26 protein-coding genes and 2 pseudogenes are annotated in these 23747 nt (G+C 57.5%); 19 read left to right on the forward strand and 9 right to left on the reverse strand.

Annotated elements, in window-relative coordinates; all coding sequences use genetic code 11:
- Positions 1-39: 39 nt before the first annotated feature.
- Positions 40-903, reverse strand: a complete 864-nt coding sequence (locus FB593_RS23715) for a hypothetical protein (protein WP_321186309.1) — start codon at positions 901-903, stop codon at positions 40-42.
- Positions 904-1063: 160 nt separating this feature from the next.
- On the opposite strand from FB593_RS23715, the pseudogene FB593_RS23720 reads away from it, so the two are divergent.
- The 4 genes and pseudogenes from FB593_RS23720 to FB593_RS23740 form a co-directional block, all read left to right on the forward strand.
- A pseudogene (locus FB593_RS23720) lies at positions 1064-1387 on the forward strand (helix-turn-helix domain-containing protein); the annotation flags it as partial.
- A 405-nt stretch (positions 1388-1792) separates the two neighbouring features.
- Entirely contained in the window at positions 1793-2413 is a 621-nt protein-coding gene (locus tag FB593_RS23730) for a type IV toxin-antitoxin system AbiEi family antitoxin domain-containing protein (protein ID WP_145167062.1), read from the forward strand.
- The gene (locus FB593_RS23735) at positions 2406-3188 is read left to right on the forward strand and encodes a nucleotidyl transferase AbiEii/AbiGii toxin family protein (RefSeq protein ID WP_321186310.1); all 783 of its coding nucleotides are present in this window, start codon (positions 2406-2408) and stop codon (positions 3186-3188) included. Before FB593_RS23730 ends, FB593_RS23735 begins: the two co-directional genes overlap by 8 nt.
- Before the next feature lie 91 nt (positions 3189-3279).
- A complete protein-coding gene (locus FB593_RS23740) occupies positions 3280-4101 on the forward strand; it encodes a hypothetical protein (RefSeq protein ID WP_145167063.1) in 822 nt (273 codons plus the stop codon).
- Positions 4102-4345: 244 nt separating this feature from the next.
- On the opposite strand, the gene FB593_RS23745 is transcribed toward FB593_RS23740, so the two are convergent.
- Together FB593_RS23745 and FB593_RS23750 are read right to left on the reverse strand one after the other, a co-directional pair.
- On the reverse strand, positions 4346-4915 hold the full coding sequence (locus tag FB593_RS23745) for a hypothetical protein (protein WP_145167064.1): 570 nt from the start codon (positions 4913-4915) through the stop codon (positions 4346-4348).
- A 706-nt stretch (positions 4916-5621) separates the two neighbouring features.
- Positions 5622-6653 carry an IS110 family transposase gene (locus FB593_RS23750; protein WP_145167065.1) on the reverse strand — a complete coding sequence of 344 codons (1032 nt, stop codon included), beginning with the start codon at positions 6651-6653 and terminating at the stop codon, positions 5622-5624.
- Between the two features lie 75 nt (positions 6654-6728).
- Here FB593_RS23750 and FB593_RS27900 point away from each other — a divergent pair, with 75 nt between their 5' ends.
- The 4 genes and pseudogenes from FB593_RS27900 to FB593_RS23760 all read left to right on the forward strand — a co-directional run.
- Positions 6729-7667, forward strand: a complete 939-nt coding sequence (locus FB593_RS27900; protein ID WP_321186311.1) for a GGDEF domain-containing protein — start codon at positions 6729-6731, stop codon at positions 7665-7667.
- An 8-nt stretch (positions 7668-7675) separates the two neighbouring features.
- On the forward strand, positions 7676-8059 hold the full coding sequence (locus FB593_RS27905; RefSeq protein ID WP_321186316.1) for an EAL domain-containing protein: 384 nt from the start codon (positions 7676-7678) through the stop codon (positions 8057-8059).
- A complete protein-coding gene (locus FB593_RS27910) occupies positions 7996-8160 on the forward strand; it encodes an EAL domain-containing protein (protein WP_321186317.1) in 165 nt (54 codons plus the stop codon). The genes FB593_RS27905 and FB593_RS27910 overlap by 64 nt, the downstream gene beginning before the upstream one ends.
- A pseudogene (locus FB593_RS23760) lies at positions 8121-8487 on the forward strand (EAL domain-containing protein); the annotation flags it as partial. The gene FB593_RS27910 and the pseudogene FB593_RS23760, both read left to right, overlap by 40 nt.
- Positions 8488-8681: 194 nt before the next feature.
- Here FB593_RS23760 and FB593_RS23765 read toward each other — a convergent pair.
- Entirely contained in the window at positions 8682-8924 is a 243-nt protein-coding gene (locus FB593_RS23765; protein ID WP_145167066.1) for a hypothetical protein, read from the reverse strand.
- Between the two features lie 284 nt (positions 8925-9208).
- On the opposite strand from FB593_RS23765, the gene FB593_RS23770 reads away from it, so the two are divergent.
- The 5 genes from FB593_RS23770 to FB593_RS23790 all read left to right on the forward strand — a co-directional run bounded on the left by FB593_RS23770 (position 9209) and on the right by FB593_RS23790 (position 14536).
- Positions 9209-10399, forward strand: coding sequence for a PAS domain S-box protein (locus FB593_RS23770; protein WP_321186312.1), 1191 nt, complete (start codon positions 9209-9211; stop codon positions 10397-10399).
- Between the two features lie 147 nt (positions 10400-10546).
- Positions 10547-10858 (forward strand): hypothetical protein, encoded by a 312-nt coding sequence (locus FB593_RS23775; RefSeq protein WP_145167067.1) that lies wholly within the window; start codon positions 10547-10549, stop codon positions 10856-10858.
- Between the two features lie 145 nt (positions 10859-11003).
- Positions 11004-12404 (forward strand): sensor histidine kinase, encoded by a 1401-nt coding sequence (locus tag FB593_RS23780; RefSeq protein ID WP_145167068.1) that lies wholly within the window; start codon positions 11004-11006, stop codon positions 12402-12404.
- 72 nt (positions 12405-12476) lie between these two features.
- Positions 12477-12857 (forward strand): response regulator, encoded by a 381-nt coding sequence (locus tag FB593_RS23785; protein ID WP_145167069.1) that lies wholly within the window; start codon positions 12477-12479, stop codon positions 12855-12857.
- A gap of 713 nt (positions 12858-13570) precedes the next feature.
- Positions 13571-14536, forward strand: a complete 966-nt coding sequence (locus FB593_RS23790; RefSeq protein WP_145167070.1) for an HD-GYP domain-containing protein — start codon at positions 13571-13573, stop codon at positions 14534-14536.
- Between the two features lie 98 nt (positions 14537-14634).
- Here FB593_RS23790 and FB593_RS23795 read toward each other — a convergent pair whose 3' ends face one another.
- The 3 genes from FB593_RS23795 to FB593_RS23805 all read right to left on the reverse strand — a co-directional run bounded on the left by FB593_RS23795 (position 14635) and on the right by FB593_RS23805 (position 15930).
- Positions 14635-14883, reverse strand: a complete 249-nt coding sequence (locus FB593_RS23795) for a hypothetical protein (protein ID WP_145167071.1) — start codon at positions 14881-14883, stop codon at positions 14635-14637.
- Between the two features lie 82 nt (positions 14884-14965).
- Positions 14966-15742 carry an exodeoxyribonuclease III gene (gene xth, locus FB593_RS23800; RefSeq protein ID WP_145167072.1) on the reverse strand — a complete coding sequence of 259 codons (777 nt, stop codon included), beginning with the start codon at positions 15740-15742 and terminating at the stop codon, positions 14966-14968.
- 11 nt (positions 15743-15753) lie between these two features.
- Complete coding sequence (locus tag FB593_RS23805) at positions 15754-15930, reverse strand: hypothetical protein (RefSeq protein WP_145167073.1); 177 nt, start codon at positions 15928-15930, stop codon at positions 15754-15756.
- Positions 15931-16128: 198 nt separating this feature from the next.
- Between FB593_RS23805 and FB593_RS23810 the strand changes: the two genes are divergently transcribed.
- The 6 genes from FB593_RS23810 to FB593_RS23835 all read left to right on the forward strand — a co-directional run bounded on the left by FB593_RS23810 (position 16129) and on the right by FB593_RS23835 (position 20189).
- Positions 16129-17028, forward strand: coding sequence for a Ku protein (locus FB593_RS23810; protein ID WP_145167093.1), 900 nt, complete (start codon positions 16129-16131; stop codon positions 17026-17028).
- Between the two features lie 12 nt (positions 17029-17040).
- Positions 17041-17853, forward strand: coding sequence for a Ku protein (locus FB593_RS23815; RefSeq protein ID WP_145167074.1), 813 nt, complete (start codon positions 17041-17043; stop codon positions 17851-17853).
- Positions 17850-18881 carry a non-homologous end-joining DNA ligase gene (gene ligD, locus FB593_RS23820; protein ID WP_145167075.1) on the forward strand — a complete coding sequence of 344 codons (1032 nt, stop codon included), beginning with the start codon at positions 17850-17852 and terminating at the stop codon, positions 18879-18881. The genes FB593_RS23815 and ligD (FB593_RS23820) overlap by 4 nt, the downstream gene beginning before the upstream one ends.
- 173 nt (positions 18882-19054) lie before the next feature.
- Complete coding sequence (locus FB593_RS23825) at positions 19055-19531, forward strand: Hsp20 family protein (protein WP_145167076.1); 477 nt, start codon at positions 19055-19057, stop codon at positions 19529-19531.
- A gap of 72 nt (positions 19532-19603) precedes the next feature.
- Positions 19604-19903 carry a DUF982 domain-containing protein gene (locus tag FB593_RS23830; protein WP_145167077.1) on the forward strand — a complete coding sequence of 100 codons (300 nt, stop codon included), beginning with the start codon at positions 19604-19606 and terminating at the stop codon, positions 19901-19903.
- A gap of 10 nt (positions 19904-19913) precedes the next feature.
- The gene (locus tag FB593_RS23835) at positions 19914-20189 is read left to right on the forward strand and encodes a hypothetical protein (RefSeq protein ID WP_145167078.1); all 276 of its coding nucleotides are present in this window, start codon (positions 19914-19916) and stop codon (positions 20187-20189) included.
- 26 nt (positions 20190-20215) lie between these two features.
- Here the strand turns inward: FB593_RS23835 and FB593_RS23840 are convergent, their stop codons facing one another.
- Complete coding sequence (locus FB593_RS23840) at positions 20216-20635, reverse strand: DUF4112 domain-containing protein (protein WP_112497034.1); 420 nt, start codon at positions 20633-20635, stop codon at positions 20216-20218.
- Positions 20632-23286, reverse strand: coding sequence for a DNA ligase D (gene ligD / locus FB593_RS23845; protein ID WP_145167079.1), 2655 nt, complete (start codon positions 23284-23286; stop codon positions 20632-20634). Before ligD (FB593_RS23845) ends, FB593_RS23840 begins: the two co-directional genes overlap by 4 nt.
- Between the last annotated feature and the right edge of the window lie 461 nt (positions 23287-23747).

Consider the following 23747-nt stretch of genomic DNA (forward strand, 5'->3'; position numbering starts at 1 on the left):
TTGTTATGGGAGAGACCGTTCGTTGACGATCGGCCGGGCCTACATCATAATCCAGTCGTATCGGGAGACCGATGCGATAACGACCTGCTGCCAAAACGGCGATGCATTCCGAATATAGGACGTTGTCGACATGTAGTGTCTCGGGGAGGCCGGCGACCGGCCACGGCTCAATGATCTCGCGCTCTCGTAACCAAGGCGATTTGTCAAAGACGGAGTGTAGTAAGCAAAACTGGTCGAAAGTCGGGAGGGGGCGTCCATCGTGAGGTAGAACCCTGTCACCATCCGACTGCAGACATCCATTGCCAGAGATAGCCAAGGCCTCCCGATGGGTAGACGCGTCTCCTCATCGACGACAAAGATATCTGCTTTCGTATGGTCGACTTGGACGATCTGGAGTGGACGCGAGGCTGTGAGCCCTCCCGGCACGGCCGTTGTTCGCTTGACGATTTCGGCTTCGCCCCGCCGTTTGGCGCGTTTGTGAAGGTCGATGTCCTGGAGACGAGTTTCGATCGTCCGGCGATGTGGCGGCTTTAGCCCAGCCGAGACGCAGTTCGTTTGGATATCCCGAACCAGTTGAGAGATGCCTGGGCGGTTTTTTGTCAGATAATACCGATTTATCGTGGCGCGGATGATTTCCTCTCGGTTGTCGTCGAGCATCCTGCGGCCGTCAGGCCGGCCGGGTTTGCGCTCCACGAGCGACATTACCGTTCCTCCAACTCGAAATAGCTTGGTAAGACGGAATGCAGTTGCCCGACTGACTTCTAGTTCCGTAGCCAGAAGCGTCATATCCCCGGCTGCAACCTTGCCTGATCGACGTATCAGAAATCCTCGGATGGCCTCGGCTCGTCGACACGCCTCATCCCAAAGCGCTTCGTCAACCTCATCAGGGAATGGATCAGTCATGCAGAAACACCGTCGATTGCGTCGACGAAAGAATCTCACATTAAGTGCCAAAATCCAACATCGAATCTCAAGTTAAGTGCCAAGTCTCAAATTAAGTGCCAGGCTATCTTGTTGAAACTGTTAGGGGCGGAATCTTACGGTTAAATGCAAAACGACATGCGCTTCGATCCTGCGCCAGTCCGGCGTCACGATCGGCCCCCATCTCGCCGCCATCAATCTCGGCCTGAAAACCATTCCCGTCGATCGGCGCCGGCATCGCGATCGCGAAACCCGGCTGCTGGCCATCGCCCACGGATTTTTGGCGGCAGCCGATATCGGCATGAAAGAGCATGACCGGCTGACGCTGGCGAAACCGCTGGTGTCGGCTGGGATGGTGGCGAAGACGCTGGAAGTGACTCCACAGGCAGCGCGGCGGATCGTTTTGGAACTGGGCTTGCGCGAGATGACGGGGAGGGGGAGGTTTCGGGCGTGGGGAATTTTATAGGCAGCTAAGGAGGGGCGGAGCTTGATACAAAGCTCGCCGTCTTCTGCTGGAACTACTCTGGCGCGAATGGATGGGCGCATCGAGGCAGTTGACTCGTTCCGGCGTACTGGTTCGCTTCATAACTGAGGGAGGTTGGTCGTGGACCCTAACAGGCTTCGCTCTGACGGCCGTTTTCGTCGTCAGCGTCACACTTCGCGAAAGCCGAACATTGGTGGGCCAGTTGCGTTTCCCCCATGCCCGGCCGCGGCAACTCTCGACTTTCGCTGCTGGCGCCGAATGGATCGAAAAGACACTCCGGCAGATAATCTGAGCTCGCTGGAGGCTGGCCGTCTATTATTCGCTAATGCAGGGATGACGCGTGACAAAACCTCTGATAAGATCGCAAACAATTAGAGGATTTGTAACATGCCATCGGCGCAAGACTCGCAAAAAGTGAAGCTCAGAAGCCTGCTCAATGCGCGCAGCATGATGCATGCACATGAACTGCGCGAGGCTGGCATCAGCGCGCAAACGATCGCGCGCGCCGTCGAGGGTGGTGAAATCGAGCGTATCTCGCGCGGAGTTTATCAGAAGCGCGACGCGGAAATCGAGGAGAACCAGATCCTTGCTGAAGCCGTCATGCGTGCACCCAAAGGCGTGATCGCTCTGGTGTCAGCGCTCGCATTCCACGGACTGACCGACCAAATGCCACGGCGCGTTTGGATAGCGATCGGAACGAGCGATTGGGCGCCCGTGCAGTCCTATCCCCCGCTGCGTATGGTGCGTTTCACGGATCCATATCTGCGACAGGGCATCGAACATCATGTGATCGCCGGCATTGACGTTCCGGTCTATTCGATCCCGAAGACCCTTGCCGACCTGTTCCGAAACCCCAAACTGGTCGACCGATCGGTAGCTGTCGAAGGCCTGCGCGCTGCTCTCCAGCAACGCAAGGCAACTCCAAGCGCAATCGCCCAGGCCGCGAAGGCCGGCGGCGCCTGGAAGGTCATGCAACCCTATCTTGAGGCGCTCACCTCCAATGGCTAAAGCACCAGCGAACATGGCGAAGTCGGTCAAGGATCGGCTGCTCAATATCGCCCGCAAAGAAGGTCGCGCATTCGACGTCCTGCTGGTGCGGTTCGCGCTCGAACGGTTGCTGTATCGCCTGTCAATCTCAGCGCATCGGGACCGCTTCGTCCTGAAAGGCGGTATGTTGGTCACGGTCTGGGTGGCCGACGACAATCGGGTGACGCGGGATGCGGACTTTCTCGGACATGGGGACGCAGATCCTGCCCGCCTGATCGCCGACTTCGGGGAGATCATGGCGATTGAGAGCGACGACGGGCTCGTCTTCGACATCAATGCGCTCGCTGCAACAGTCATTCGAGAAGAAATGGAATATGGCGGCGTTCGTCTCAAGACTGCAGCCTATCTCGAAAGGACCCGCATCCCCGTTACAATCGACATCGGCTTCGGAGACGTTATGGCCGATGCGACGCAGCGGCTCGACTATCCAGCCCTGCTAGATTTTCCCGCTCCGCAGGTTCGTTCCTATCCGCCCGCAACGGTGATCGCCGAGAAATTCCAGGCGATGGTGGCGCTTGGTGTTCTCAACGGGCGCATGAAAGACTATTACGACCTGTGGGCGATACCGCGCGCGATCGACATTCCCGCTGACGATCTGGATGCGGCTATCCGCGCGACGTTTGCACGCCGCCGGACGCCGATCCCAAAAGAACGCCACCGGGCCACTCGGTCGAGATGTTTGGCGACGAAGGGAAGCAGCGGCAATGGCGTGCCTACGCCGCATCGCTCGAACTAGACGCTGTTTCGCTGGAATCGATCATTGAACGGGTTTGGGAGTTGGTCAGCCCGTCATGCGCGCGGATCGTAGCAGGAAACGAGAATGAGGCATGACAAAGGGTATCGCCATCATTGACGTCTGGGACATCGAAACCTTCGACAGCGAGCTGCGCGGCGACCTCGACGCCCACGCCGATGTCATCCGCGATTACATGCTTACCTCGCGCCACCAACGGCTGGAGCGTGAGGCCTCCGATCGCACCATGCCCTATCCCGAGAATCGTTATGCAGGCGAGTTCATGTGGGTGAAGGAGCATATCATGCGGCTGATGGAAGTCCGCACGATGCGCGCTTGGCATTATACCCGCCTGACCGACGCGGAAGTCGGTGTTCTTCGACAGGGCGGCATCTATCCATCTAGCCTTGACACCATCCGATCACGCTTCGCCGCGCAAGTTGCTGCTGGCGCATTCAACCAAGAGGTCGCGGATCGCTTGTTCGCCGACAGCCCGTACCAAAGCGATCAGCTTAACTCCCGCTCCGACAAGTTCTGGATGGTCTCGCATCCTGTTGACGTCGAAGACGGCGGCGTTGAATTGCTCCTCGAGAGCTGGGGCGGCGAGTCGGCCTATTTCTGGCAGCGAGATGCGGCGCTTCAAGACATGCTGAAGCGGATAGGTCGGCCGCGTGTCCTGGAAATTGCCATGCCGCTCGTCCATTCCCGCCATGGTTACTCGGCGGCTGAGGCCGTGGTTGCCACTTATGGCCGGTTGCTCGGCTGCCGGCCGGACAAACATGCGTTCGATCTCTACACACATCAGCCGCTCGGTCCTGAGCATGTTCTCGCCGTTCATAGCGAAGGCGAGCCCAATTTCAGCGCTATGGCTCGGGACTACCCTATGTCTGGCCTTTGGAAAAGGGATGCAGTTTGAGCAGAGAGAAGATTCCCGATCTCAATGCATATCATAGCGCCATCGTCCGGGTGGCAACCGTTGGACCGGTCTCAATCATCCTGCGGGCGATTTGGATAAGGGTCGTAGTCTTCCCCGTGCCCGGCGCTGACAGCAGGACGATATGCTGGACAATAGCGAGAACCTGAGGGAAATTGGCTTGGTTCAGATTGCGGACATCCTTGACGCCTTCGGCCGTCAGTTCGAGCTCAACGGAATGCTTGGGCTAGCTCCGCCGACGCTCGTAGGTTTCGATATCCGCCAGCGACGCCGCGCGCACCTCTGTTTTGATAGTCGCAAGATCGGCATTCGCCGGCAGACCGAGCCGTGAAATATAAGGCGCCAATTGCTGGATAAGTTCGTCCGAGAGCTGGGCGATGGTCGCTGGGCCCTTGCCGCTGGCAAGTTGCTGAAACGCGCGCTCTTCGGCCTGCTGCTTCCACTTCTCCAGCTTCTCGACCGTGAACTCCTCGTGGTTGTGGTCGATGAGGTGAGCGTGGTCGGAGCACAGCCAGATTCCGTTATCTGCACTCGCCCGTTCCATCGGCGTCTGACTGGAATCGTATCGGGGACCGCCGGGTGACGCGGCTTTGATATGGGCGGCTACGCCGATGGTGTTCGAGCCTTGTTCGCCTTTGCGTGGTCCGATGGTCAGCCGCTGGCATTGCGGGTTGGAACACAGGTAGCCGACGCGCTGGGCGAGTTGGATTTTGACAGTGGGCTTGAAGTCGTCACGACGGCGTGCCGTGACAGCAGGCTTGGTGCCGTCAATCGGCAGGGGGCTTTCGGGCGTCATAGGCGTGTCGAGCATGTGACGACGATAATGGAAAAGCCGGATCCTTCAAGGACTTTCAATGGCATACCGGAAAATCAAATTTTGTCCTACAAGGACATGCCGTCCCTGGGAGCTGCCACGGCTACAACAATGGTAGGGGCCCCACTGGCTATCCCAAGGGGCTGGTGCGCTTAGGCTTGCTGGCAAATCATAAAGAACCGTCGACCAGTCATTAGGTGAGCTTCTCGTATTGAACCACGAGCGTGGGCGGAGCCAAACGGCAGAGATTCAGCGAGCGATGGCGAAGAGTTGGCAATCAGGCTCCCTCCGGACACTTCGATCGAGGCAGGTGCTTGATCTGCCGCGTTCATCTGCCTGCTTGGTACCAGAAGTAGTGGCAGGTCGGCGGTTCGATTCCGTTGTCTAATCGCCTGCATCCGGTCAAGCGGATTTTAAACAAGGCACTTCGTTGCCGTGTTGCTAACGCGACATCTTTTTATATTTCCTTTCGACATCTTTCAGTCCTGCAAATTCGTCCGGTGCTGGGAGCACGGTTGTCTCCGCGGTCGACATGCAGTCGCCGCATGATGGGTTTTCGCAGGTGAGGTCTTCCTATGTTCAAGACGCAGTCTCAATGAGCTGCGACGGAATCTACGGAATGACCTAACCCACGTCCACAGCAGGGACGCCCAGCATCTCAGTCGTATTGAGGTGCTGAGGCAGGTAGTTAAGCCGCTGCGCCGGCCAATGGATTGAACGCTTCCCCGGCCTTGAGCATGCTATGCATTATGACGGCAAGTTTTCGCGCAACAGCAACCGCGGCACGTTTGAAGCCCAGCCGCTCACGCAGCTTCAGCCCCCAGGTCTTTAGACTGCATTCGGTCCTGGCAGTGGTTCTCGTTAAAAGAACGGTTGCTGCCTCGTAGAGTAATCCCCGCAGCCGACTATCACCGCGTCGCGAGATATGGCCATCATAATCTATTTCGCCAGACTGATAGCGCCGCGTCGTCAGCCCTAGCCAAGCGCCGACAGAGCGCGAGGTGGGGAAGTTTTCAGGATCTTCGATCGCGGCAACGTACGAGACGGCCGTGACGGCGCCAACGCCTGGAATCGTCATTAGGAGCTTCGTAGCCCGGCTCTTTCTGGAAGATACGAGCAATTGGTGATCAAGATTGGATGCGCGCTTACGTATGTCGCGCCATGCCTCGAGCAGGGGCAATATCACAGCTGCCAGGCCGCTATTTCCATCCAGTAGCGCTCTCACATTAGCATCAAATGCCCCGCCTTTCCCTTTGGGCACGATGAGACCAAACGTTTTCAGGAGACCACGTATTTGGTTGCTGAGCTGCTTGGAAATGCTTACGAGCTGGCTACGCGCTGCCACCAGCGTGCGCGTCACCATGTTGTCGAAAGTCTTTACTCGCACGACTTTGTAAAATCCGGCTTCTGCCAACTGCGCTAGGCCATCCGCATCATTGGCATCAGTCTTGTTGAGGGTTTCATTCAGAACCTTTTGCGCATGACGTGCTTCAATGCAGATCGCGGGAATTCTTTCGGCGTTCAGCGCATGATAGAACCATGTCGACAGTGGACCTGTCTCGAAGACGACTAGCTTTGCATGCGGAGCATGCTTGCGGATGATTTGCGATAGAACTTTCGGATCAGAAGGGCATTTCCCTCGCCAGATACGCTTCCTATTCTGTCGGATCGAAACCGCAGTATCTTTCAGCGAAACATCAAGCCCGATATATTGGTCCATGGTTGCCTCCCATTTGATGCTGGGCCCGGTTCCAAACGTGAGCCCGTATTTCCATCTTACCGGGGGCAACCACCCATGTCAGATATTGCTGAGGGAAACCGTCCCGCGATTACCCCATGTTCAAGATCCGGACCGGTTGTCGGCTACTTCGAGTGGCAACCCTTCACGCCCGGCCACAAGGTCCTCGAGGCCACCGTTCCTGCCATAGCAATTGCGTTCCTTGCTATATTCAGCGCAGCGAGCGTTGGTGGTAATGCACTCTGGAGACGCTCGAGCCGGTTACGGTCGAGCCGGGAGCAACTGCAATATCAGGCGACACATGATGGTCTCACTGGGCTCGCCAATCGTTCGGATTTCAACGTGGAGGTTGCGGCGGCCGCGCAAAATGCGAAAGAAGACGAGGTACATGCTGTCCTGTTTACCGACCTCGACAGGTTCAAGGAGGTGAACGACTCGCTTGGCCATCCCGCAGGTGATAAATTGATATCGCTTGTTGCAGCGCGGCTCATGAGCCTTTTTCCCGACGGCCTTGTTGCGCGGATCGGCGGTGATGAATTTACCGTTCTTCTCACGCTGAATGAATTCGTGCAGGCAGAGCATGCCGCAAAAGCCATCGTTGACGACCTTCGAGCGCCTTTCGAAATCTATGGGGCACATGTCGCAATTGGCGCGAGTGTCGGAGTGGCCCTCAAGCAGGGCTCCTTTGACGCAAACGAGGCAATCCGTCAGGCTGACATTGCACGTTATCACGCCAAAGCCGTCGACAGGAATACTTACGCGATATTCGGTAACCACATGGACGAGTTGCTTCGCCAGAGGAGGGCCCTGGAGGCTGACTTGCGTAAAGCGGTCAATGGCCGTGCGCAGATAGAAACATTTTATCAGCCTGTCTTTTCTGCGGGAGAGGGGACGCTCTGTTCTCTCGAGGCCCTGGCGCGCTGGAAACACCCCGAACTCGGATACAATACATCAGCCCCGAACGGTTTATTCCGCTCGCGGAAGCGTGCGGCCTGATCCACGAAATCGGTGCCATTGTGCTGGAAGACGCCTGTTCCATGCTGGCAGAGTTTCCCGACATCGACATCGCGCTCAACGCCTCCTTAGTGGAACTGTGTTCGCCCTCCTATCCGCTGAACATAATTGCTGCGCTCGAAAAATGGCAGATACCGGCTAATCGCCTGGAGATCGAGATAACGGAAAGTGCTGCCACCGGCGAGGATGGCCGATCGGAGCGGAATATTGCAGCCCTGCGCGCAGCCCGCGTCAGGTTTGCCATCGACGATTTTGGAACTGGTACTCGTCATTCTCGCGGGTTCAGAAGTTCGATGTTGATCGCATCAAGATTGACAGATCCTTTATCGAGGAAATCCACAGAAGCGACAACAGGGCTCTTGTCGTTGCGATGATCAATATCGCGCGGGCCAAGGGATTGAAGATTACCGCCGAGGGTGTTGAGACAAGGGAGCAACGGGATCGGTCATGTTGGATGAGAACGATTCAAACCTAAGAACACTGCAAGAACTGCGGGCGCTGGGTGTGAAATGGCTACTCTTCGCTCGGCTATCTTCGGAGCTTTCCCTTCGATAAGATCAAAGTCGATCGCGGTTTTATCAGTGACTTACCAAACGGAAAAGAATCTCTTGCCATTGTCCGTGCTGTTGCCGGTATTGGTCGAAGCCTCGGCATTACAACGACAGTTGAGGGCGTCGAGACACAGGAGCAGCTCGACGCGGTCAATGCGGAGGGGTTTGATGAGGCTCAAGGATATCTTTTCTCCAAACCGGTTCCCGCACACGAGATCGCTGCGGCCCTTCAGTCGCTTGGCGTCGAATGATGCTTTCTGTGAAGGTGCTCACAGCAACACGATTCAATCGTCGCCGTATTTGTCATCTCACCGACGCATTTCTCGAGACTTGGTAAAAAGATGAGCTGTAGGCTCCAGGGAAATGTTCCCGGTTCCGCCAGCTTGGACCCCATCCCTTGACGGCTCGAGGCGCATACGGTGAGCCTTTGGTCTGCGCGAGAGGATTACCCGGCTGCTAAGTCGTTTTTACGCATCAACGCGATGAACGCTTCTTTCAGGTTCAGACAACGATAAAGCAGATCGGACTTTTCATCTTTTAGCCGTCGCAAGAGGATCAACTCTCTTTCGTTGATGTTGTTCGCCATTGCCCGAAGACGAAGATCGATTTCGATCTCTCTAACTGCCATTTCACAAGCCGCAATTTCCTCAAGCAGCCGTTCCCAATGTTTTTCCAGCACAAAGCTCACTTTGTGGCCCCACCCAATCGCCCTGTTTACAAACAATTAACATAACCAGTGCGGATTTGGACCAGCGTTTCCAGATATGGTTAACGCCCGGCTGAGTTACGATCCGTTGACGTTTGGTCTCGCACGCCAGTGCGTTCGACACCTTTTCGATGCGGCACCATCCAGTTGCGATGTCCAGGATTTTTGATAATCTCGATCGCTCTGAGGCGTTTGCCGCGCCTTTTCGACAGGATTGGTGACCCCCGAAGGATATTGCATTGCGACGATTGGGGAAAGCGGGCGCGATGCGCCATCACCACAGCTATTGCGCAGTGGCTAAAATAGAATATCTTCAAGAAAATTGGGGCTTCTGTGAGCCTACCAGCAGACATTTCAGCATTCGACGAGTACCCGAGATGGAAGATTATCCACACGCCGGTTATGGCGCAACGAACGAAGATCGTCTGCAGCGGCTGCTGGCGCAATTGAAGGTAGCGCAGCCGGGATATGAAGCTGCGGCTTTCCTTGCGGCGATCGTCGAATCGTCCGATGACGCTATCATCAGCAAATCGTTGCAAGGGATCATTACCACTTGGAACCTGAGCGCGCAGCGGCTGTTCGGCTATTCAGCTGACGAAGCAGTGGGACGACCAATTACCATTCTGATCCCGGAGGATCGTCTGGACGAAGAGCCTGCGATCCTGGCAAGGATCAATGCGGGAGAGCGCGTCGATCATTTCGAGACAGTCCGCCGTCGCAAGGACGGCACCCTCATTGACATTTCCCTCACGATCTCACCCATCCGGGCCGGTGACGGCACGATCATCGGCGCGTCCAAGATCGCCCGTGACATCTCTGAGCGGAAACGTGCAGCAGAACATCAAGATATGCTGCTCCGGGAGATGCATCATCGGGTGAAAAACCTTTTTGCAATCACTGGCAGCATTATAACTTTGGCCGCACGAACAGCGCAGACGCCTGCTGAACTCGCCGACGGCATGAAGAACCGTTTGATTGCTTTATCACATGCCCACCAGTTGACCTTGCCAAGCTTCGGCGGCGGCGAATCCCCGTCGGAACGATCCACGACCTTCTTTAATCTCCTCTCGAACCTGCTTTCTCCGTTTGAAGACAAAGACGCCGGGCGATGGCATCTGCATGGCGAGGACCCACACATCAGTGCGGAGCGCGTGACAAGTCTTGCGCTGCTGTTTCACGAGTATGCTACCAACGCAGTGAAATACGGTGCTCTTTCTGTGGCGGACGGGCGGCTCGATGTTACCCTGACGCCTGGGCCGGACTGTTTCGAGATCGCCTGGCTCGAATCCAATGCGAGAACCACGACCGCAGGAAAGACCAGGGAAGCAGGCTTCGGAACCACTCTTGAAAACATGCTGGTCAGGACCCTGAACGCACAGGTATCGAGAGACTGGCAACCGCAAGGGCTTCTGATCCGGCTCACCCTTCCACGCCACGCTTTTTCGCTTCCGTCATAAGCGTTTGGAAATCGCTACCCTCTATAATGTGCGTGGATTGGAACTGATTTAGTGCTCGCTAATTCTTACTGTCACCCAACAGACTTCGGTGGGGGTTGGCAGCTGAGAGCTGTGTTGCTCTTGCCTGCCGAAGGGAGTGCGCGCGTCATGGCTTGTTTTGACAGTACAGATGCCTCTTATCGACTGATGCGGAGCGCTGTCAAAGTGCTGGCTGATCGTTTTACACATTCTGAAACTGCTAGCGCAGCAATTGTTGAGCATTCTTTGCAGATCATTATTGCTGATCCGGAACTGCTTTCAGACGGTAGCCGGGGAGCATTTTTTCCGGTTGTGCGACGCGTTGCCCTTGAACACTTCAGCATTTTCAACAACCTGCCGGCTGCGCCAGCAGCCGATCATCCGGGTGGCCTGGATAAGGCTGCTGCTGCAGATTCGTCACAGGAGAAGGACGGGAAATAATGCACCGCGGTAAAGGGAGTAATATAGAGACCGGCGTGTCGGTATCCCGTCACACCTACTGCATTTTCAGATGGAACCCAGTAGCCCTCTTGAGCGTTCTGACTGGTTAAACTGTAGGCTTCGGCCGAGGAGGCCGAGGGGCCAGATGAATGACAATATTATTTTAAGCGGCGGTCGCACCGCCGTTCCGACGAAACAGCATATGGAAGATTACGAGGACTTTTTTGAGAACGGTGCGGTCGCCCTTCATCTTGTAGGTGAGGATGGTACGATCCTGCGCGCAAATCGAGCGGAGCTCGACCTTCTCGGCTTCACCGCCGAAGAATACGTCGGTCGGCCGATCTCCCAATTCCATGCAGATTCCGATACAATCCGCGAGATACTGGCCCGCTTGTCAGGTGGAGAAAAGCTGAACCGTTTTCCCGCCCGGTTGCGCGCAAAAGACGGCTCCATCAGACACGTAGAAATCACCTCGAGTGTCCAGTTTCGCGATGGCAAATTTCTCAATACCAGGTGTTTCACAATTGATGTCACTGACACGGTACAACTGAGACGACAACTCGCTCGAAAAGAACAGGAAATGCGCCAGATCCTGGAGGCGCTTCCTGCGGCCGTCTACACCACGGATGCGCAGGGGAAGATCACCTACTATAACAGGGCCGCCATCGAACTCTCCGGGAGGGAGCCGGTCGTGGGCCAGGACGAATGGTGCGTGACCTATCGCTTGTTCACACCTGATGGGCAGCCGCTTCCCCACGATCAGTGCCCGATGGCAATCGCGCTCCGTGAGAAACGGGCCGTGCGCGGAGTTGAAGCGATTGCGCAACGGCCGGACGGCACAATGGTACCTTTCCTGCCGTTTCCGACACCGATGTTTGACGAGGACGGTGAACTGATCGGGGCGATTAACATGCTTGTCGACATCAGTGACCGAAAGACTGCCGAGACGAACCAGAAGGTCTTCCTCGATGAACTCAATCACCGCGTTAAAAACAACATGGCGATGCTGTACGGGCTCGTCAATTCTGCCGCGAGGGAATCGAGGAGCGATGAGGCCCGGCGCGTATTGGGAGACGCCGCACAGCGCGTCGGAGCCATGGCGGCCGCCCAACAGACCCTCTACATGGAAAAAGACCGGACACGCGTGAATGCGAGGGAATTCCTTCAAGCTGTTTGCAGCAGTGCCAGGCAGGCCTTCTCAAAGGAGGTTGCGCTCCATATCGACGTGGATGAGGTACAAGTGCCGAACGACGTTACGATGCCGCTGGCGCTGGCCCTGAATGAACTGCTGACGAACGCCGCCAAGCATGGCTGCGACGACGCGGGGAAATGCGACGTCTGGATCACCCTTTCACATCATGACGGAGAATTCGTGCTGACAGTCCGCGACAGTGGTCCCGGGTACAGTTTTGAGGCCACGGGCAGGCGCTCCTCGGGTACGGGGCTGGTGTCTGGCCTGGTAAGGCAGTTGCGTGGTTCCTTCTCCGTGGCGCCAGGTCCAGGCGCGATGTGCACGATCCGATTCATTGACAACAAGCTGGGCTGAACATGTACCCGACGACGTCGTCCCCAACTTCTCATGGATCCAACCCGTCAACACTGGAAACGAGACGAGAATATGCGCGGAACTGAACCCGAGGATTTGCGCATTCTCATTGTCGAGGATGAATTTCTGATCGCGTTGGAACTGGAGAGTAGCCTTCTTGATGCAGGCTATAAGGTTGTCGGAATAGCCGTGACGGCCACAGAGGCCGTCGCGATGGCTCGTTCTGAGCAGCCGGATCTGGCGGTGATGGACATCCGGCTTGCTGATCGGACGGACGGTGTAGAGGCCGCAATCGAGTTGTTCGGTGCGTTCGGCATTAGGTCAATCTTTGCATCTGCTCATGTTGATGAAGAAACGCGGAAACGAGCCGCGCCAGCCAGACCCATTGGCTGGGTCCAAAAACCTTACTCCGCTGACGCGCTGGTACGTCTAATTAGGGACTTTTGTGGTTAAATCTTTGTGGGTCTTATCTGATATCCGCGAGGTGGCTCGCTCCTATTGAGTTGTTCCAGCCTCCTCCGATATCACAACACTCATCGAGTGGCTCTGCACAACAACCTGAGGAACAGCAGTTGAAAAAATCGAGGCGCGGTCGAAGTGGGACGCGTTTGAATGCCGAAGGCCGATCTGCCAATGGCCGTGTTTGATCAAAATCGCAAGGTTTGCGGGTTCGTCTCCGCTCTGCATATCCATTGAAGCAGCGGGTCGTAAGTTCGAATTGGTTCAAGGCGATCGGTCAGGAAAGCTGGGCTTCGATCGCCGCTTTGTCGAGCACTGACCAACTCTGAGAATCTTGCACGGGTCGGGCCGAAACCGTTGTGGAAGGATGGAGTGAACGGATGCGGTCAGGATGCCCGCCTAATAGCGGCCTCTTCAATGGTCCAGCCTACTTATTTGGACGGGAGCTAGTCACTGGTCAGGTATGGTCAATGGCGAAATGAACCAAGTCGCCGCGATCCGCGGCAGGCCATTCAATGCATGTCAGCCCATGCATTCGAAGAATGACAGAGTACGAAACAGAGTGCCCGCCGCCTTGAGCCCTCGTCTATGAAGGAAGCCCATAGCCTCCATCGTCCAGCAGACTCCTCGCGACCCTTTCAACCATTATTAAAGCCTGCGTACTAAAGGTTGAAGCGGAGGGCCGGAATTATTGAGGGCACAATGCGATGCGTAAGAGGATCAGGGTCCATCAGCTACGGGTAGGGATGTTTGTGGAAGATGTGGAGAGTGGCGGGCCGCATATCTCCCACAGGTTCAGCCCCTTCATGATTTCGTCACCCGACGAAGTCGCTCGAATGATGAACAGCAACCTTATGACTGTGGTCATCGATGTTCGAAAGGGCGTCGACGTCGAGGCCGGTGCATCATCGTATCAGCCAATCGACGCCAGCGCCTTTCACGCACAACTTTTGGTGGATTTTTCCGCGCGTGATATTCATCAAGCCAGGCAGAGCATTTCGGACACGAAACCTCACATTCGGAGCGTTTTGTCGGAAGCAAGGATCAACGGCGCCTTTGCCGCTAAAACCGCGGTGGTAGCGGTCCAAAAGATCATGACCGCAGCGATGGACAATGTGGGCGCTCTTGTTGCGGTGGCGAAGTTGAAAGAGAAAGACGAGGTCACGTTTCTTCACTCGCTTGCGGTTAGCGCCTTGATGATCGCTTTTGGGCGCAGCCTTGGGCATGATGAAGACGATGTTCGGCTGCTGGGAATTGGGGGCCTTGTACATGATCTGGGGAAAATGGTTCTCCCGAATACAATATTGACGAAGGCTGGCAAGCTCACTGCCGAGGAGATGGACCTCGTCCGGGAGCACCCCCAGCGGGGATACGAGCTTGTCTCTCGACTGGAGAATTCTCCGCAGCAGGTCCTTGATATCTGTCTGTATCACCACGAAAAGTTCGACGGTTCCGGCTATCCAAAGGGTCTGGCAGGATCGGAGATACCCTACGTCGCGCGTCTTGCAGCAATCTGCGATGTCTACGACGCGCTAACGACGATCAGGCCCTATAAGCGGGCATGGTCCCAGGGCGAAGCCATCAACGTGATGATGAATTCACCGGGGCATTTCGACACAGACCTTCTGTCTGCCTTTGTGTCGAAGATGGTCATCAACGGCACTCTACATTAAAGGCGACCCCGCCCGCCATTCTCAATGACTCCTGAACGCGTTCCAGACCCATCTCGACTGCGCCGTCCAAACCCATGGGCGAAAAACTTCCGTCAAGATCAAACGTACAGTGGCCGTGGACGGTGCCAATCCTGATAAGGCGCCGAGAGCTGGCCCGGCAACCGATCCTCAATGGCTGTCTCGACCAATGCGATTTTCGCAAACACATCGCTACAGTCGCGCTGATCGGGGCGGATGCCTTCGCTTTCCTCTTCTAGCCGCTGTATAGTTTGGAACATCTCGTCGTCACTCATCGCCGCCAGACGATCGGCGAAATCACCGGCGTCGAAATCTGCTTGATCAGGCATACCGCCACTCCTTCAATTCATATCTTCAGCACAATCACCCGGCAGAAGGGCTCAAAGCAAAGAGGTCTGATCACGAGAAAACTTATCCCTCATCGAGTTCAATCCAGATGGGTGCGTGATCACTGGTGCGCTCCCAGGCGCGCGCAAACTTGTCGACGCCGGCCGCCATCAAATGTTCGCGCAGGGACGGGCTGAGCAAGAAATGGTCGATGCGCAGCCCGGCATCGCGGGCGAAGGCGTTGCGGAAATACTTCCAGAACGTATAGATCCGCTCTTCCGGATGCAGCAGCCTGACGGCGTCCGTCCAGCCCATGGCAATGAGTTCGGCATAAGCTGCTCGAACCTCAGGCCGAAAAAGCGCATCGTCTCGCCAGCGCTCCGGCTTGTAAACATCAAGGTCGGTCGGCATGACGTTGAAGTCGCCAACCAGAGCGACGGGCACATCGAGTTCAAACAGTTCCGTCGCATAGGAATGCAGTCGCTCGAACCAGCGGAGTTTGTAGTCGAATTTCGGCCCTGGCGCTGGATTGCCGTTCGGAAGATAAAGGCAGCCGACGAGGATGCCATCGATGGCAGCCTCGATGTAACGGCTGTGACTGTCGTCAGGATCGCCAGGCAAGCCGCGTCGCGTCTCGCGCGGCTCCTGATCCCGTGCAAGGATCGCCACGCCGTTCCAGGATTTCTGACCGTGCCAGATGGCGCCGTAACCTGCACGCTCGATCTCACTGCGCGGAAACTTCTGGTCCGGCGCCTTTAGCTCCTGCAAGCACACGACATCAGGTTTCGCCTCGGCGAGCCAACGGAGCAGGACCTCAAGCCGGCCGTTGATACCGTTGACGTTATAGGTGGCGAGCTTCACCGGCGTTGCCGTCAGTGCTTGCGATCACCCTTGTCACCCTGACCCGGCTTCGCATCATGCTTGGCGTCGTGGCGGGCATCGGCGGACAGCGATCGCGAGATGTCGACGCTCTCCTTGAACTTGCCTTCCTTGTCCCGGCGCACATACCGTTTGTCGGTTCCCGTATCGATCAGTTCGCGCTTGCTCATGGCAGGACTCCTTTAGGGTTGCTGTTGGAGAAAGGCGCGCGACCGGGAAAAGATGCACGGGAATCAAGAGACTAGCGCAGACTCGCAAAACGAGTGGGCCCGATCGCGCTAAGTCCTTGAAAAATGATTCGTTTCGACTCGGAACAATTACATGCTGATTCGCTTGAATCGCATTGGTTGTGTCAGGAGTTCTGCGTCATGGTTGCCCCAAGAGCGAATTGGAAAGGCTTCATCAAATTTGGAGAGGTCGCTTGTCCGGTGGCGCTCTACACCGCGGCTTCATCCTCGGAACGGATCGCTTTCAACACGCTGAACCGCAAGACCGGCAATCGGGTGAAGCGCGAGTTTGTTGACAGCGAGACCGGCGATCCGGTCGAGCGGGAGGATCAGGTCAAAGGCTACGAGATCGAGAATGGTCAATACATCGTACTTGAGCCCGACGAAGTGGCGGCCGCCGTGCCCGACAGCGACAAGACGCTGAAGATCGACGCCTTCATTCCCTGCAACGAAATCGACGGGGTCTATTTCGACAAGCCGTATTACCTGGCACCCGACAAGATGGGGACGGATGCCTTCGTGCTACTGCGCGACGGCATGAAGAAAGCGAAGGTCGCGGCCATTGCTCGCACGGTCCTGTTCCGCCGTGTCCGCACCGTGCTCATCCGGCCGCACGGCAAAGGGCTGATCGCCACGACGTTGAACTTCGACTACGAGGTTCGCTCTTCCGAAGACGCGTTCGAGGAACTGCCCGATCTGAAGATCGAGGGCGAGATGTTGGAGCTCGCCGAGCATATCATCGGCACCAAGAAGGGAAGCTTCGATGCCCGCACATTCGATGATCGTTATGAAGCTGCCGTCGCGGAACTCGTGAAAGCGAAAATCGAGGGGAGGGCGCTCCCGAAGAAGAAGGCGCAGGCCGCGTCGAAACCCGGCGATCTTCTGCAGGCACTCAGAGAGAGCGCCGGCATAGGTGGGAAGAAGGCCGAGCCGAAACGAGCGGCTGCCAATGTCAACAAGGGCACGTCGCGCCAGAAGGCCGCCAAGCCCGCCGCTGCCAAAACCAAGTCTGCGGCATCGCAGACCCGCCGCGCAGGTTGATCGGAGGAAGACATGGCTGTCCGCCCCTACTGGAAAGGCTATCTCAAGCTATCGCTGGTCACCTGCCCCGTGCAGATGATGCCAGCGACCTCCGAGAACGAAAAGGTTCGTTTTCACACGCTGAACCGTGAAACCCAGAACCGCGTCGTCAGCCACTATGTCGATTCTGTCACCGGCAAGGAGGTCAAGGACGAAGACGAGGTGAAAGGCTACCAGCGCGGCGAGAACGAATACATCATGCTGGAAGACGAAGAACTGGAAAACGTCGCGCTCGACAGCACCAAGACAATCGACATCTCCACCTTTACGCCGCGCGACAGTGTAGAATGGATCTGGCTCGACACGCCCTATTATCTGTCTCCCAACGATCCGGTCGGACAGGAAGCCTTCTCCGTCATCCGCGACGCGATGGAAGCCCAGCACATGGTCGGTATCTCACGGCTGGTGATCTCGCGCCGGGAACGCGCCGTCATGCTGGAGCCACGCGGCAAGGGTATCGTCCTTTGGACGCTACGCTACGGGGATGAAGTCCGTGACGAGGATACCTATTTTGCAGGCATCGATGACGACGAGACGGCGGATTCTGATATGATGCCTTTGGTGCAGCAGCTGATCAAGAAGCAGACGAAGCATTGGGATGCGAAGATGGTGATCGACCCGGTGCAGGACCGCCTGCTCAATATCATCGCCGCCAAGAAGAAGGCGATGAAGAAGCCGGCGAAAGCCAAGTCGCCAGCGCCGGGGAAAGCCACGCCAAGCAATGTCATCAACATCATGGATGCCTTGAAAAAGTCGGTCGCCGCCGAAACCCGGTCCGGCAAATGAGCAAACGCGCCAAACCGCTCCTACTAGATGACAGCTTTACCGCGAAATCGCAGCCGCGCCGAAAGCGCGACCCGGCTCAACCGAATCTTCCGTTCGATCCAATGCCAGCCCGGGTCGAGCCGTGCCTGGCGCTCCTGAAGGCTACGCCGCCGACCGGCCCTGACTGGGCCTATGAAATCAAATGGGATGGCTACCGGCTCGCCATCCATATCGAGCCGAAGGGCGTCCGCATCATCACCCGCGGTGGCCACGATTGGACACATCGGTTTCCAACGATTGCGGCGGCGGCCAAAGAGCTCGGAGTCGGGACGGCCATCCTGGATGGCGAGGCGGTGGTTCTCAATGCGCAAGGCCGTTCGGACTTCGGAGCGCTTCAACGTTCGCTCAGCGGACGCGGCGGCAAACGAACCTCTTCCGAGTCCGTCCTCTTTGCTTTCGATCTCTTATATTTCGACGGACATGATCTGACGAAGACCGAGCTGTCGGTCCGCAGGCATCTGCTGGCAGACCTCCTCGATGGTGCGGTTGGCGCGATCCAGCTTTCCGAGGAGGTGCAGGGTGACGGCGCCGAGCTCCTCGAAAACGCCCGCTCGCTTGGACTGGAAGGCATCATCGCCAAACACCGGGACAGTCCATACCGATCCGGCCGGACCGGCGACTGGCTGAAGATCAAGTGCATTCAAAGCGAGAGTTTCATGATCGTCGGCTACGAGCAGTCGACTGTTGCCCGCGGTGGGATTGGCAGTCTGCTGCTCGCCGCCCGTCGCGGACACGACTGGGTCTATGTCGGCGCCGTCGGCACGGGCTTCAAGGAAAAAGATGCGGCGTATCTGAAGACGACGCTCGACAAACTGAAGACGAGGACGCCGGTCGTGCCGCTGAAGGGTAAGAACTATGTCTTCGCGCAGCCGACGTTGATCGCCGAGATCGAATTCCGCGGTTGGACCGACGACGGCAATCTGCGGCATGCTTCCTATAAAGGCTTACGCGAAATTCAGGATAATGCTGCAGTCTACGAGCTCGATTGACCTGATGTAGGCGGCCGTTGCGACTTCCGAATTTTTTTCTAGCGACGCTCTTGAATCGGAAATTTTCAAAAACCAAATCGATTGTCGCCAGCTGCTGAGGACAGGGCTGGCCTCGCTGGGAGCGCCGCCTTTCGGCGCTTCCGTACCCATGTTGCTTCAAGGAGGATATGGCTATGGCAACATCTTACGACTATGCACCCCTCTTCCGCTCGACCGTCGGCTTTGATCGGATTTTCAATCTTCTGGAAAATGCCCAGCGCGCTCGCTCGATCAGCGACTGGCCGCCTTATGACATCGCCAAGACCGGCGATGACAGCTACCGGATCTCGATTGCGGTGGCGGGCTTTGCCCAGGATGACCTCGACGTCACCTTCCAGTCCAACCTTCTAACCGTCACGGGCAAGAAGCAGGAGACCGCCAATGACAGCTACCTGCATCGCGGCATTGCCGGCCGGCCCTTCGAACACCGCTTCGAACTGGCCGACCACGTCCGCGTAAATGGCGCCGATTTGAAGAACGGTCTTCTGTCAATCGATCTCGTTCGTGAGATCCCCGAGGCCCTGAAGCCGCGGAAGATCGACATCCAGACCAACCCGGCCCTCGTGCAGCCGACCGCTCCGGTGCAGATCGAAGCGCAGAAGGCCGCCTGACCGAAACTTTGGTGAAGGGCGCCGCGCGCAGCGGCGCCCTATTAGACATTCCGGGTTGAGAGGAGAGAGACAATGAAACCCGATATGTTCGAACAACCTGTTACCATCCTTGTCGGCCTTGGCTTTCCGGCTGAGGTCCGAACCGTCATGGATGCCTACCGGCATCTTGCCGAATGGCCAGGATCGTTGCGCGACACTGCACACTCGATCGCGCTGAAAGCGTGTAGCGCGGCACTGCGCGGCGAGATCGAAGCCGAGACCGCGCGCGGCCTGTTTGCCGCCTTCGCTGAGAAGCACGATCTGCTGGCGCCGGAAACCAATGCGATCGCCGCCTCCAGTCGCCAGCGTGACAAAGATCCGCACGTTCGCTAAGGAGGCCGACATGCACGAGGTTTTGCAGCAGGCCGCAAGCAGCGCCGCTGCGATGGGTCCGACGGTCCTCCTTCAGGACATGCAGATTGAGCGGCCGCTTGACGTGGTGAAAGCGACCGCACTCTCCGCAGACGACAAACGGACCATCTTAGCCTCATGGGCCTCGGACTTCTACGCGGTCGACTCCAAGCCGGCGTTCCGCCATATCCCCGGAACACCGCAGCCGGTTTCCATAGATGAGGTTAAGGCTGCCCTCACAGAACTTGATCGGCGTTACGGATATTGATTGCGCCTACCGGCCGAACCGGCCGTTTATTCACGTGTCGGTCGGTTGCGATCGAGATCTGAATGGTCGAGACCGAAGTGCTCCAGAACGAGATCAAGGTTACGGCGGTTGGATTTGAAGTAGACGTCGAACAGGTCACCGACCAACGGAACGCTCCCGGCCGCCGCATCGAAACCGATATTGACCAGCATCTTTACGAGCTTGTCGTTCGGCACCCCCAGCCGTCGCGCTTCGTTGACGATGTAGAGGCTGATCGCCGCGCCGGCGAAATCGCCGAGGCCCGGGACCAATCCGATGATTGAATCCGCGCCGAACGAGAAGTGGGTCCCGGGAATGCGCAGTGCCGTATCCATGAGCCGCGCCAACCCGCGCATGCGACGAAGGCGGATCAGGTGGTCCGTGTCGCGGAATTCCACACGCTGGCTACGCGCTCGGTTGTGCGTCATGCCGCCGCCTTCGTCATCTTGCCGAGACGTTTGATCGCCTGCTCCAGCGAACGCTGTCCATCGCAATAGTCTTGCCAGGCCGTCGTCTTTGCCAGGAGTGCGGGCACGGTGCGGATCGTGAAGCGTTTCGGGTCGAGATCCGTCTTCACCTGGCTCCAGGTGAGTGGCATCGACACCGTGGCGCCGGGGCGGGCACGTGGCGACAATGGCGCGACCGCTGTCGCCATCCGGTCATTACGCAGGTAATCGAGGAAGACCCGGCCATTGCGCTGGTTCTTCGCCATCTTGATCAGATAAAGCTCGGGGTTCTCGCGCGCCATTTGCAGGCAGACATCGTGCGCGAACCCTTTTGCCTCCGGCCAGGCCAGCTTCTTACCCTTCGCCACGGCAAGCGGCGTCACGACATGCAGCCCCTTGCCGCCCGTGGTCTTGCAGAAACTGACGAGGCCGAGTTCTTCCAGCCGGTCGCGCATTTCCCGAGCGGCTTCGACGACGGTTGCGAACGGGACATCCGGACCGGGATCAAGGTCGAAGACAAGACGGCCTGGCACCTCCGGCTGGCCCGGTTCGCAATTCCACGGATGCAGCTCGACACCACCGATCTGGGCAATGGCGGCAAGGCCCTCGACCCGATCGATCTGCAGATAGGGTTTCTTGTCTCCAAACACCTTCACCAGTTCGAGCAGGTTCGAGGTTCCCGGCATCGCATGCCGCTGGAAGAATTGCTCGCCGCCGATGCCATCCGGCGTTCGGATGATCGAGCATGGCCGTCCCTTGATATGGTTGATCAGCCATGGACCAACGGCTTCGTGATAACGGGCCAAATCTTCCTTGGTTACCGGCTCTCCGTCATTGGCATCGGGCCAGAGCGGCTTGTCCGGGCTGGAGATCATCACGCCCATCACCTCGGCCTTGGCATTCTTGCCGCGTCCTGGTCTTGATGGCTTTGTCACGGCCGGCGTCGGCGTGTCGGTCTTTGCCGGCGATGCCGGTTTTTCCGCCTCGACTTCGGCCGCAGGCTTGTCTTCGCGCAAACCCTTGAACGCCGCCTGACGCACCAGTCCGTCCGCTGTCCAGCCGGCGAACTGGATTTCGGCGACCAGTTCGGGTTTGACCCAGACGATGTTGGGATCCTTCTTCGGCGCGCCAATTCCGGTAAACGGTGATTTAGCGGCTTCGATCTCGCGGAGTCTTGGCAAGATCGTATCGACCGTTTTGGCACCGAAGCCGGTTCCAACCCGGCCGACATAGACGAAGTGATCACCCCTGAAGACACCGACCAACAGGGAGCGGAACTTACCGTTGGTCTTGGCATAGGCGCCGATGACGACTTCATGGCCAGCGCGGCACTTGGACTTCGCCCAGCTCTCGGTACGGCCCGATTGATAGGGCGCGTCGGCCTGTTTCGAGACGATGCCTTCCAGCGACAGCTTGCACGCCGATCTGAGAACGGCGTCGCCACCGGTTTCGAAATGTTCGACGAAACGCAGGCGTGGGTCCTCGCCGGCATCATCAAGCAGTGTCTGCAGACGTTCCTTGCGTTCGGTCAACGGCAGTTGTCGCAGATCCTCATTGCCCTCGAACAGCAAATCGAAGACGAAGTAGACCAGTTCGTCGGTCTTGCCTTCCGACAGTGCGGCCTGAAGTGCTGCGAAATCCGGCGCGCCGTTTTCATCGAGCGCGCAGATCTCCCCGTCGATGATGGCATCAGGCAAGTTTGCCGCCGATGTCGCAATCGCCGGATACTTGGCCGTCCAGTCCAGGCCCTTGCGGGTCTTCAGCGTCACCTCGCCGTTTTCGATGCGCGTCTGAATGCGGTAGCCGTCGAACTTGATCTCGTGGATCCAACCATCACCTGAAGGCGGGCGTTCGAGCGTTTCGCAAAGCTGCGGCGCAATGAACTCCGGCATCGCGGACTTTGCCGGCTTTTTCGGTGCTGGCTTTCGCTTTGTCGTCGTATCCGCGGCACGTTCCTCCGCCGCCAGTCCATGATTGCTGTCCCAAACGGCATCCGCCTGAACGTCGCCGCTCTGCACCATGAACGGTTTTGGCTTCCTGCCCTTGCCGGCGGCGACCGCCTCCATGGTTCGGCCGGAGGCGACGGAGGTTGCGTTGTCTTCAAGGACAGCCGCGCCATTTTGCTCGACCGAGAAATCGTCGTGATGCTTGATCAGCAGCCAATTTGTGCGCTTGCCGCCGTCGCGATCGTGGCGCATCCGCACCAGCACGAAACTGCCATGCAGCCGCTCACCTTCGAGCGTAAACTTGAAATCACCCTTGGCCAGCGCCTGTTCGGGCGTCTTGTTGCCTTCCGACTCCCAGTAGCCGCGATCCCACAACATCACCGTGCCGCCGCCATATTGGCCCTTTGGGATCGTGCCTTCGAAGTCGCCGTAGTCCAACGGATGGTCCTCGACCTCGACAGCCAAACGCTTGTCGTGCGGATCGAGTGATGGCCCCTTCGTCACCGCCCACGACTTGAAGACGCCATCGAGTTCGAGCCGCAAGTCATAATGCAGCCGCGTGGCGTCGTGTTTCTGAATGACGAAGCGCCTGCGGTTCGACGCCTTCAGTTTCGCAGCGCCGCTCGGCTCCTGCGTCTTCTGAAAATCGCGCTTCTGTTTGTAGGTCGAGAGCTTATCGCTGGCCATGGCAGTCCCCGGTACAAATCCGCCTCCCGCCTCGGATGAAGACGGGATGAGGCACGGGCCGGACAGGTTGGACGCTCGACTGCCGTTTCGTTGGCCGCGACGAGAAACCGGAAAAACCATCGCGTTCGTCATCCCTGTCACGTCCGGTTGACACGACACGCGACCTCACCAAGCAAAAAGCAACAGAATGTCGTTTTGTTCCGAACGGTTATATGCCTTGCTGCTCTCTCCGCCCCGCCGCTGACCTGCATTCCTCGCATGACTGCGCTGCAGCGATGTCTATTTAATAGGCGCGGAAGACCGGTATGATCCCGTTATCGAACTGATGCACCTCCTCCCGCGTCGGTTAGATGTGCGGACGTCCTACTCCTCCTCCCAAGGGCGTTTGCTGGAACGGCAACACTCCTCCTCCCAGTGCTGTTCGGGTATTTTCGAAAAGCCTGCCGCACCTCCTCCCGCGG

It is taken from the genome of Rhizobium sp. SJZ105, assembly GCF_007828365.1.
Taxonomy (GTDB): domain Bacteria; phylum Pseudomonadota; class Alphaproteobacteria; order Rhizobiales; family Rhizobiaceae; genus Agrobacterium; species Agrobacterium tumefaciens.

What these genes read in the sequence shown, in the direction of transcription:
- FB593_RS23715 (WP_321186309.1), bottom strand. Translation starts at nt 903, where the DNA reads ATGACTGATCCATTCCCTGATGAGGTTGACGAAGCGCTTTGGGATGAG.
- FB593_RS23835 (WP_145167078.1), top strand. Translation starts at nt 19,914, where the DNA reads ATGCACGAGGTTTTGCAGCAGGCCGCAAGCAGCGCCGCTGCGATGGGT.
- FB593_RS23810 (WP_145167093.1), top strand. Translation starts at nt 16,129, where the DNA reads ATGGTTGCCCCAAGAGCGAATTGGAAAGGCTTCATCAAATTTGGAGAG.
- FB593_RS23780 (WP_145167068.1), top strand. Translation starts at nt 11,004, where the DNA reads ATGAATGACAATATTATTTTAAGCGGCGGTCGCACCGCCGTTCCGACG.
- FB593_RS23735 (WP_321186310.1), top strand. Translation starts at nt 2,406, where the DNA reads ATGGCTAAAGCACCAGCGAACATGGCGAAGTCGGTCAAGGATCGGCTG.
- FB593_RS27900 (WP_321186311.1), top strand. Translation starts at nt 6,729, where the DNA reads ATGTCAGATATTGCTGAGGGAAACCGTCCCGCGATTACCCCATGTTCA.
- FB593_RS23770 (WP_321186312.1), top strand. Translation starts at nt 9,209, where the DNA reads ATGCGCCATCACCACAGCTATTGCGCAGTGGCTAAAATAGAATATCTT.
- FB593_RS23825 (WP_145167076.1), top strand. Translation starts at nt 19,055, where the DNA reads ATGGCAACATCTTACGACTATGCACCCCTCTTCCGCTCGACCGTCGGC.
- FB593_RS23805 (WP_145167073.1), bottom strand. Translation starts at nt 15,930, where the DNA reads ATGAGCAAGCGCGAACTGATCGATACGGGAACCGACAAACGGTATGTG.
- FB593_RS23790 (WP_145167070.1), top strand. Translation starts at nt 13,571, where the DNA reads ATGCGTAAGAGGATCAGGGTCCATCAGCTACGGGTAGGGATGTTTGTG.
- FB593_RS23775 (WP_145167067.1), top strand. Translation starts at nt 10,547, where the DNA reads ATGGCTTGTTTTGACAGTACAGATGCCTCTTATCGACTGATGCGGAGC.
- FB593_RS23830 (WP_145167077.1), top strand. Translation starts at nt 19,604, where the DNA reads ATGAAACCCGATATGTTCGAACAACCTGTTACCATCCTTGTCGGCCTT.
- ligD (WP_145167079.1), bottom strand. Translation starts at nt 23,286, where the DNA reads ATGGCCAGCGATAAGCTCTCGACCTACAAACAGAAGCGCGATTTTCAG.
- FB593_RS23815 (WP_145167074.1), top strand. Translation starts at nt 17,041, where the DNA reads ATGGCTGTCCGCCCCTACTGGAAAGGCTATCTCAAGCTATCGCTGGTC.
- FB593_RS23785 (WP_145167069.1), top strand. Translation starts at nt 12,477, where the DNA reads ATGCGCGGAACTGAACCCGAGGATTTGCGCATTCTCATTGTCGAGGAT.
- FB593_RS23740 (WP_145167063.1), top strand. Translation starts at nt 3,280, where the DNA reads ATGACAAAGGGTATCGCCATCATTGACGTCTGGGACATCGAAACCTTC.
- FB593_RS23840 (WP_112497034.1), bottom strand. Translation starts at nt 20,635, where the DNA reads ATGACGCACAACCGAGCGCGTAGCCAGCGTGTGGAATTCCGCGACACG.
- FB593_RS23795 (WP_145167071.1), bottom strand. Translation starts at nt 14,883, where the DNA reads ATGCCTGATCAAGCAGATTTCGACGCCGGTGATTTCGCCGATCGTCTG.
- FB593_RS23745 (WP_145167064.1), bottom strand. Translation starts at nt 4,915, where the DNA reads ATGACGCCCGAAAGCCCCCTGCCGATTGACGGCACCAAGCCTGCTGTC.
- FB593_RS23750 (WP_145167065.1), bottom strand. Translation starts at nt 6,653, where the DNA reads ATGGACCAATATATCGGGCTTGATGTTTCGCTGAAAGATACTGCGGTT.
- FB593_RS23730 (WP_145167062.1), top strand. Translation starts at nt 1,793, where the DNA reads ATGCCATCGGCGCAAGACTCGCAAAAAGTGAAGCTCAGAAGCCTGCTC.
- ligD (WP_145167075.1), top strand. Translation starts at nt 17,850, where the DNA reads ATGAGCAAACGCGCCAAACCGCTCCTACTAGATGACAGCTTTACCGCG.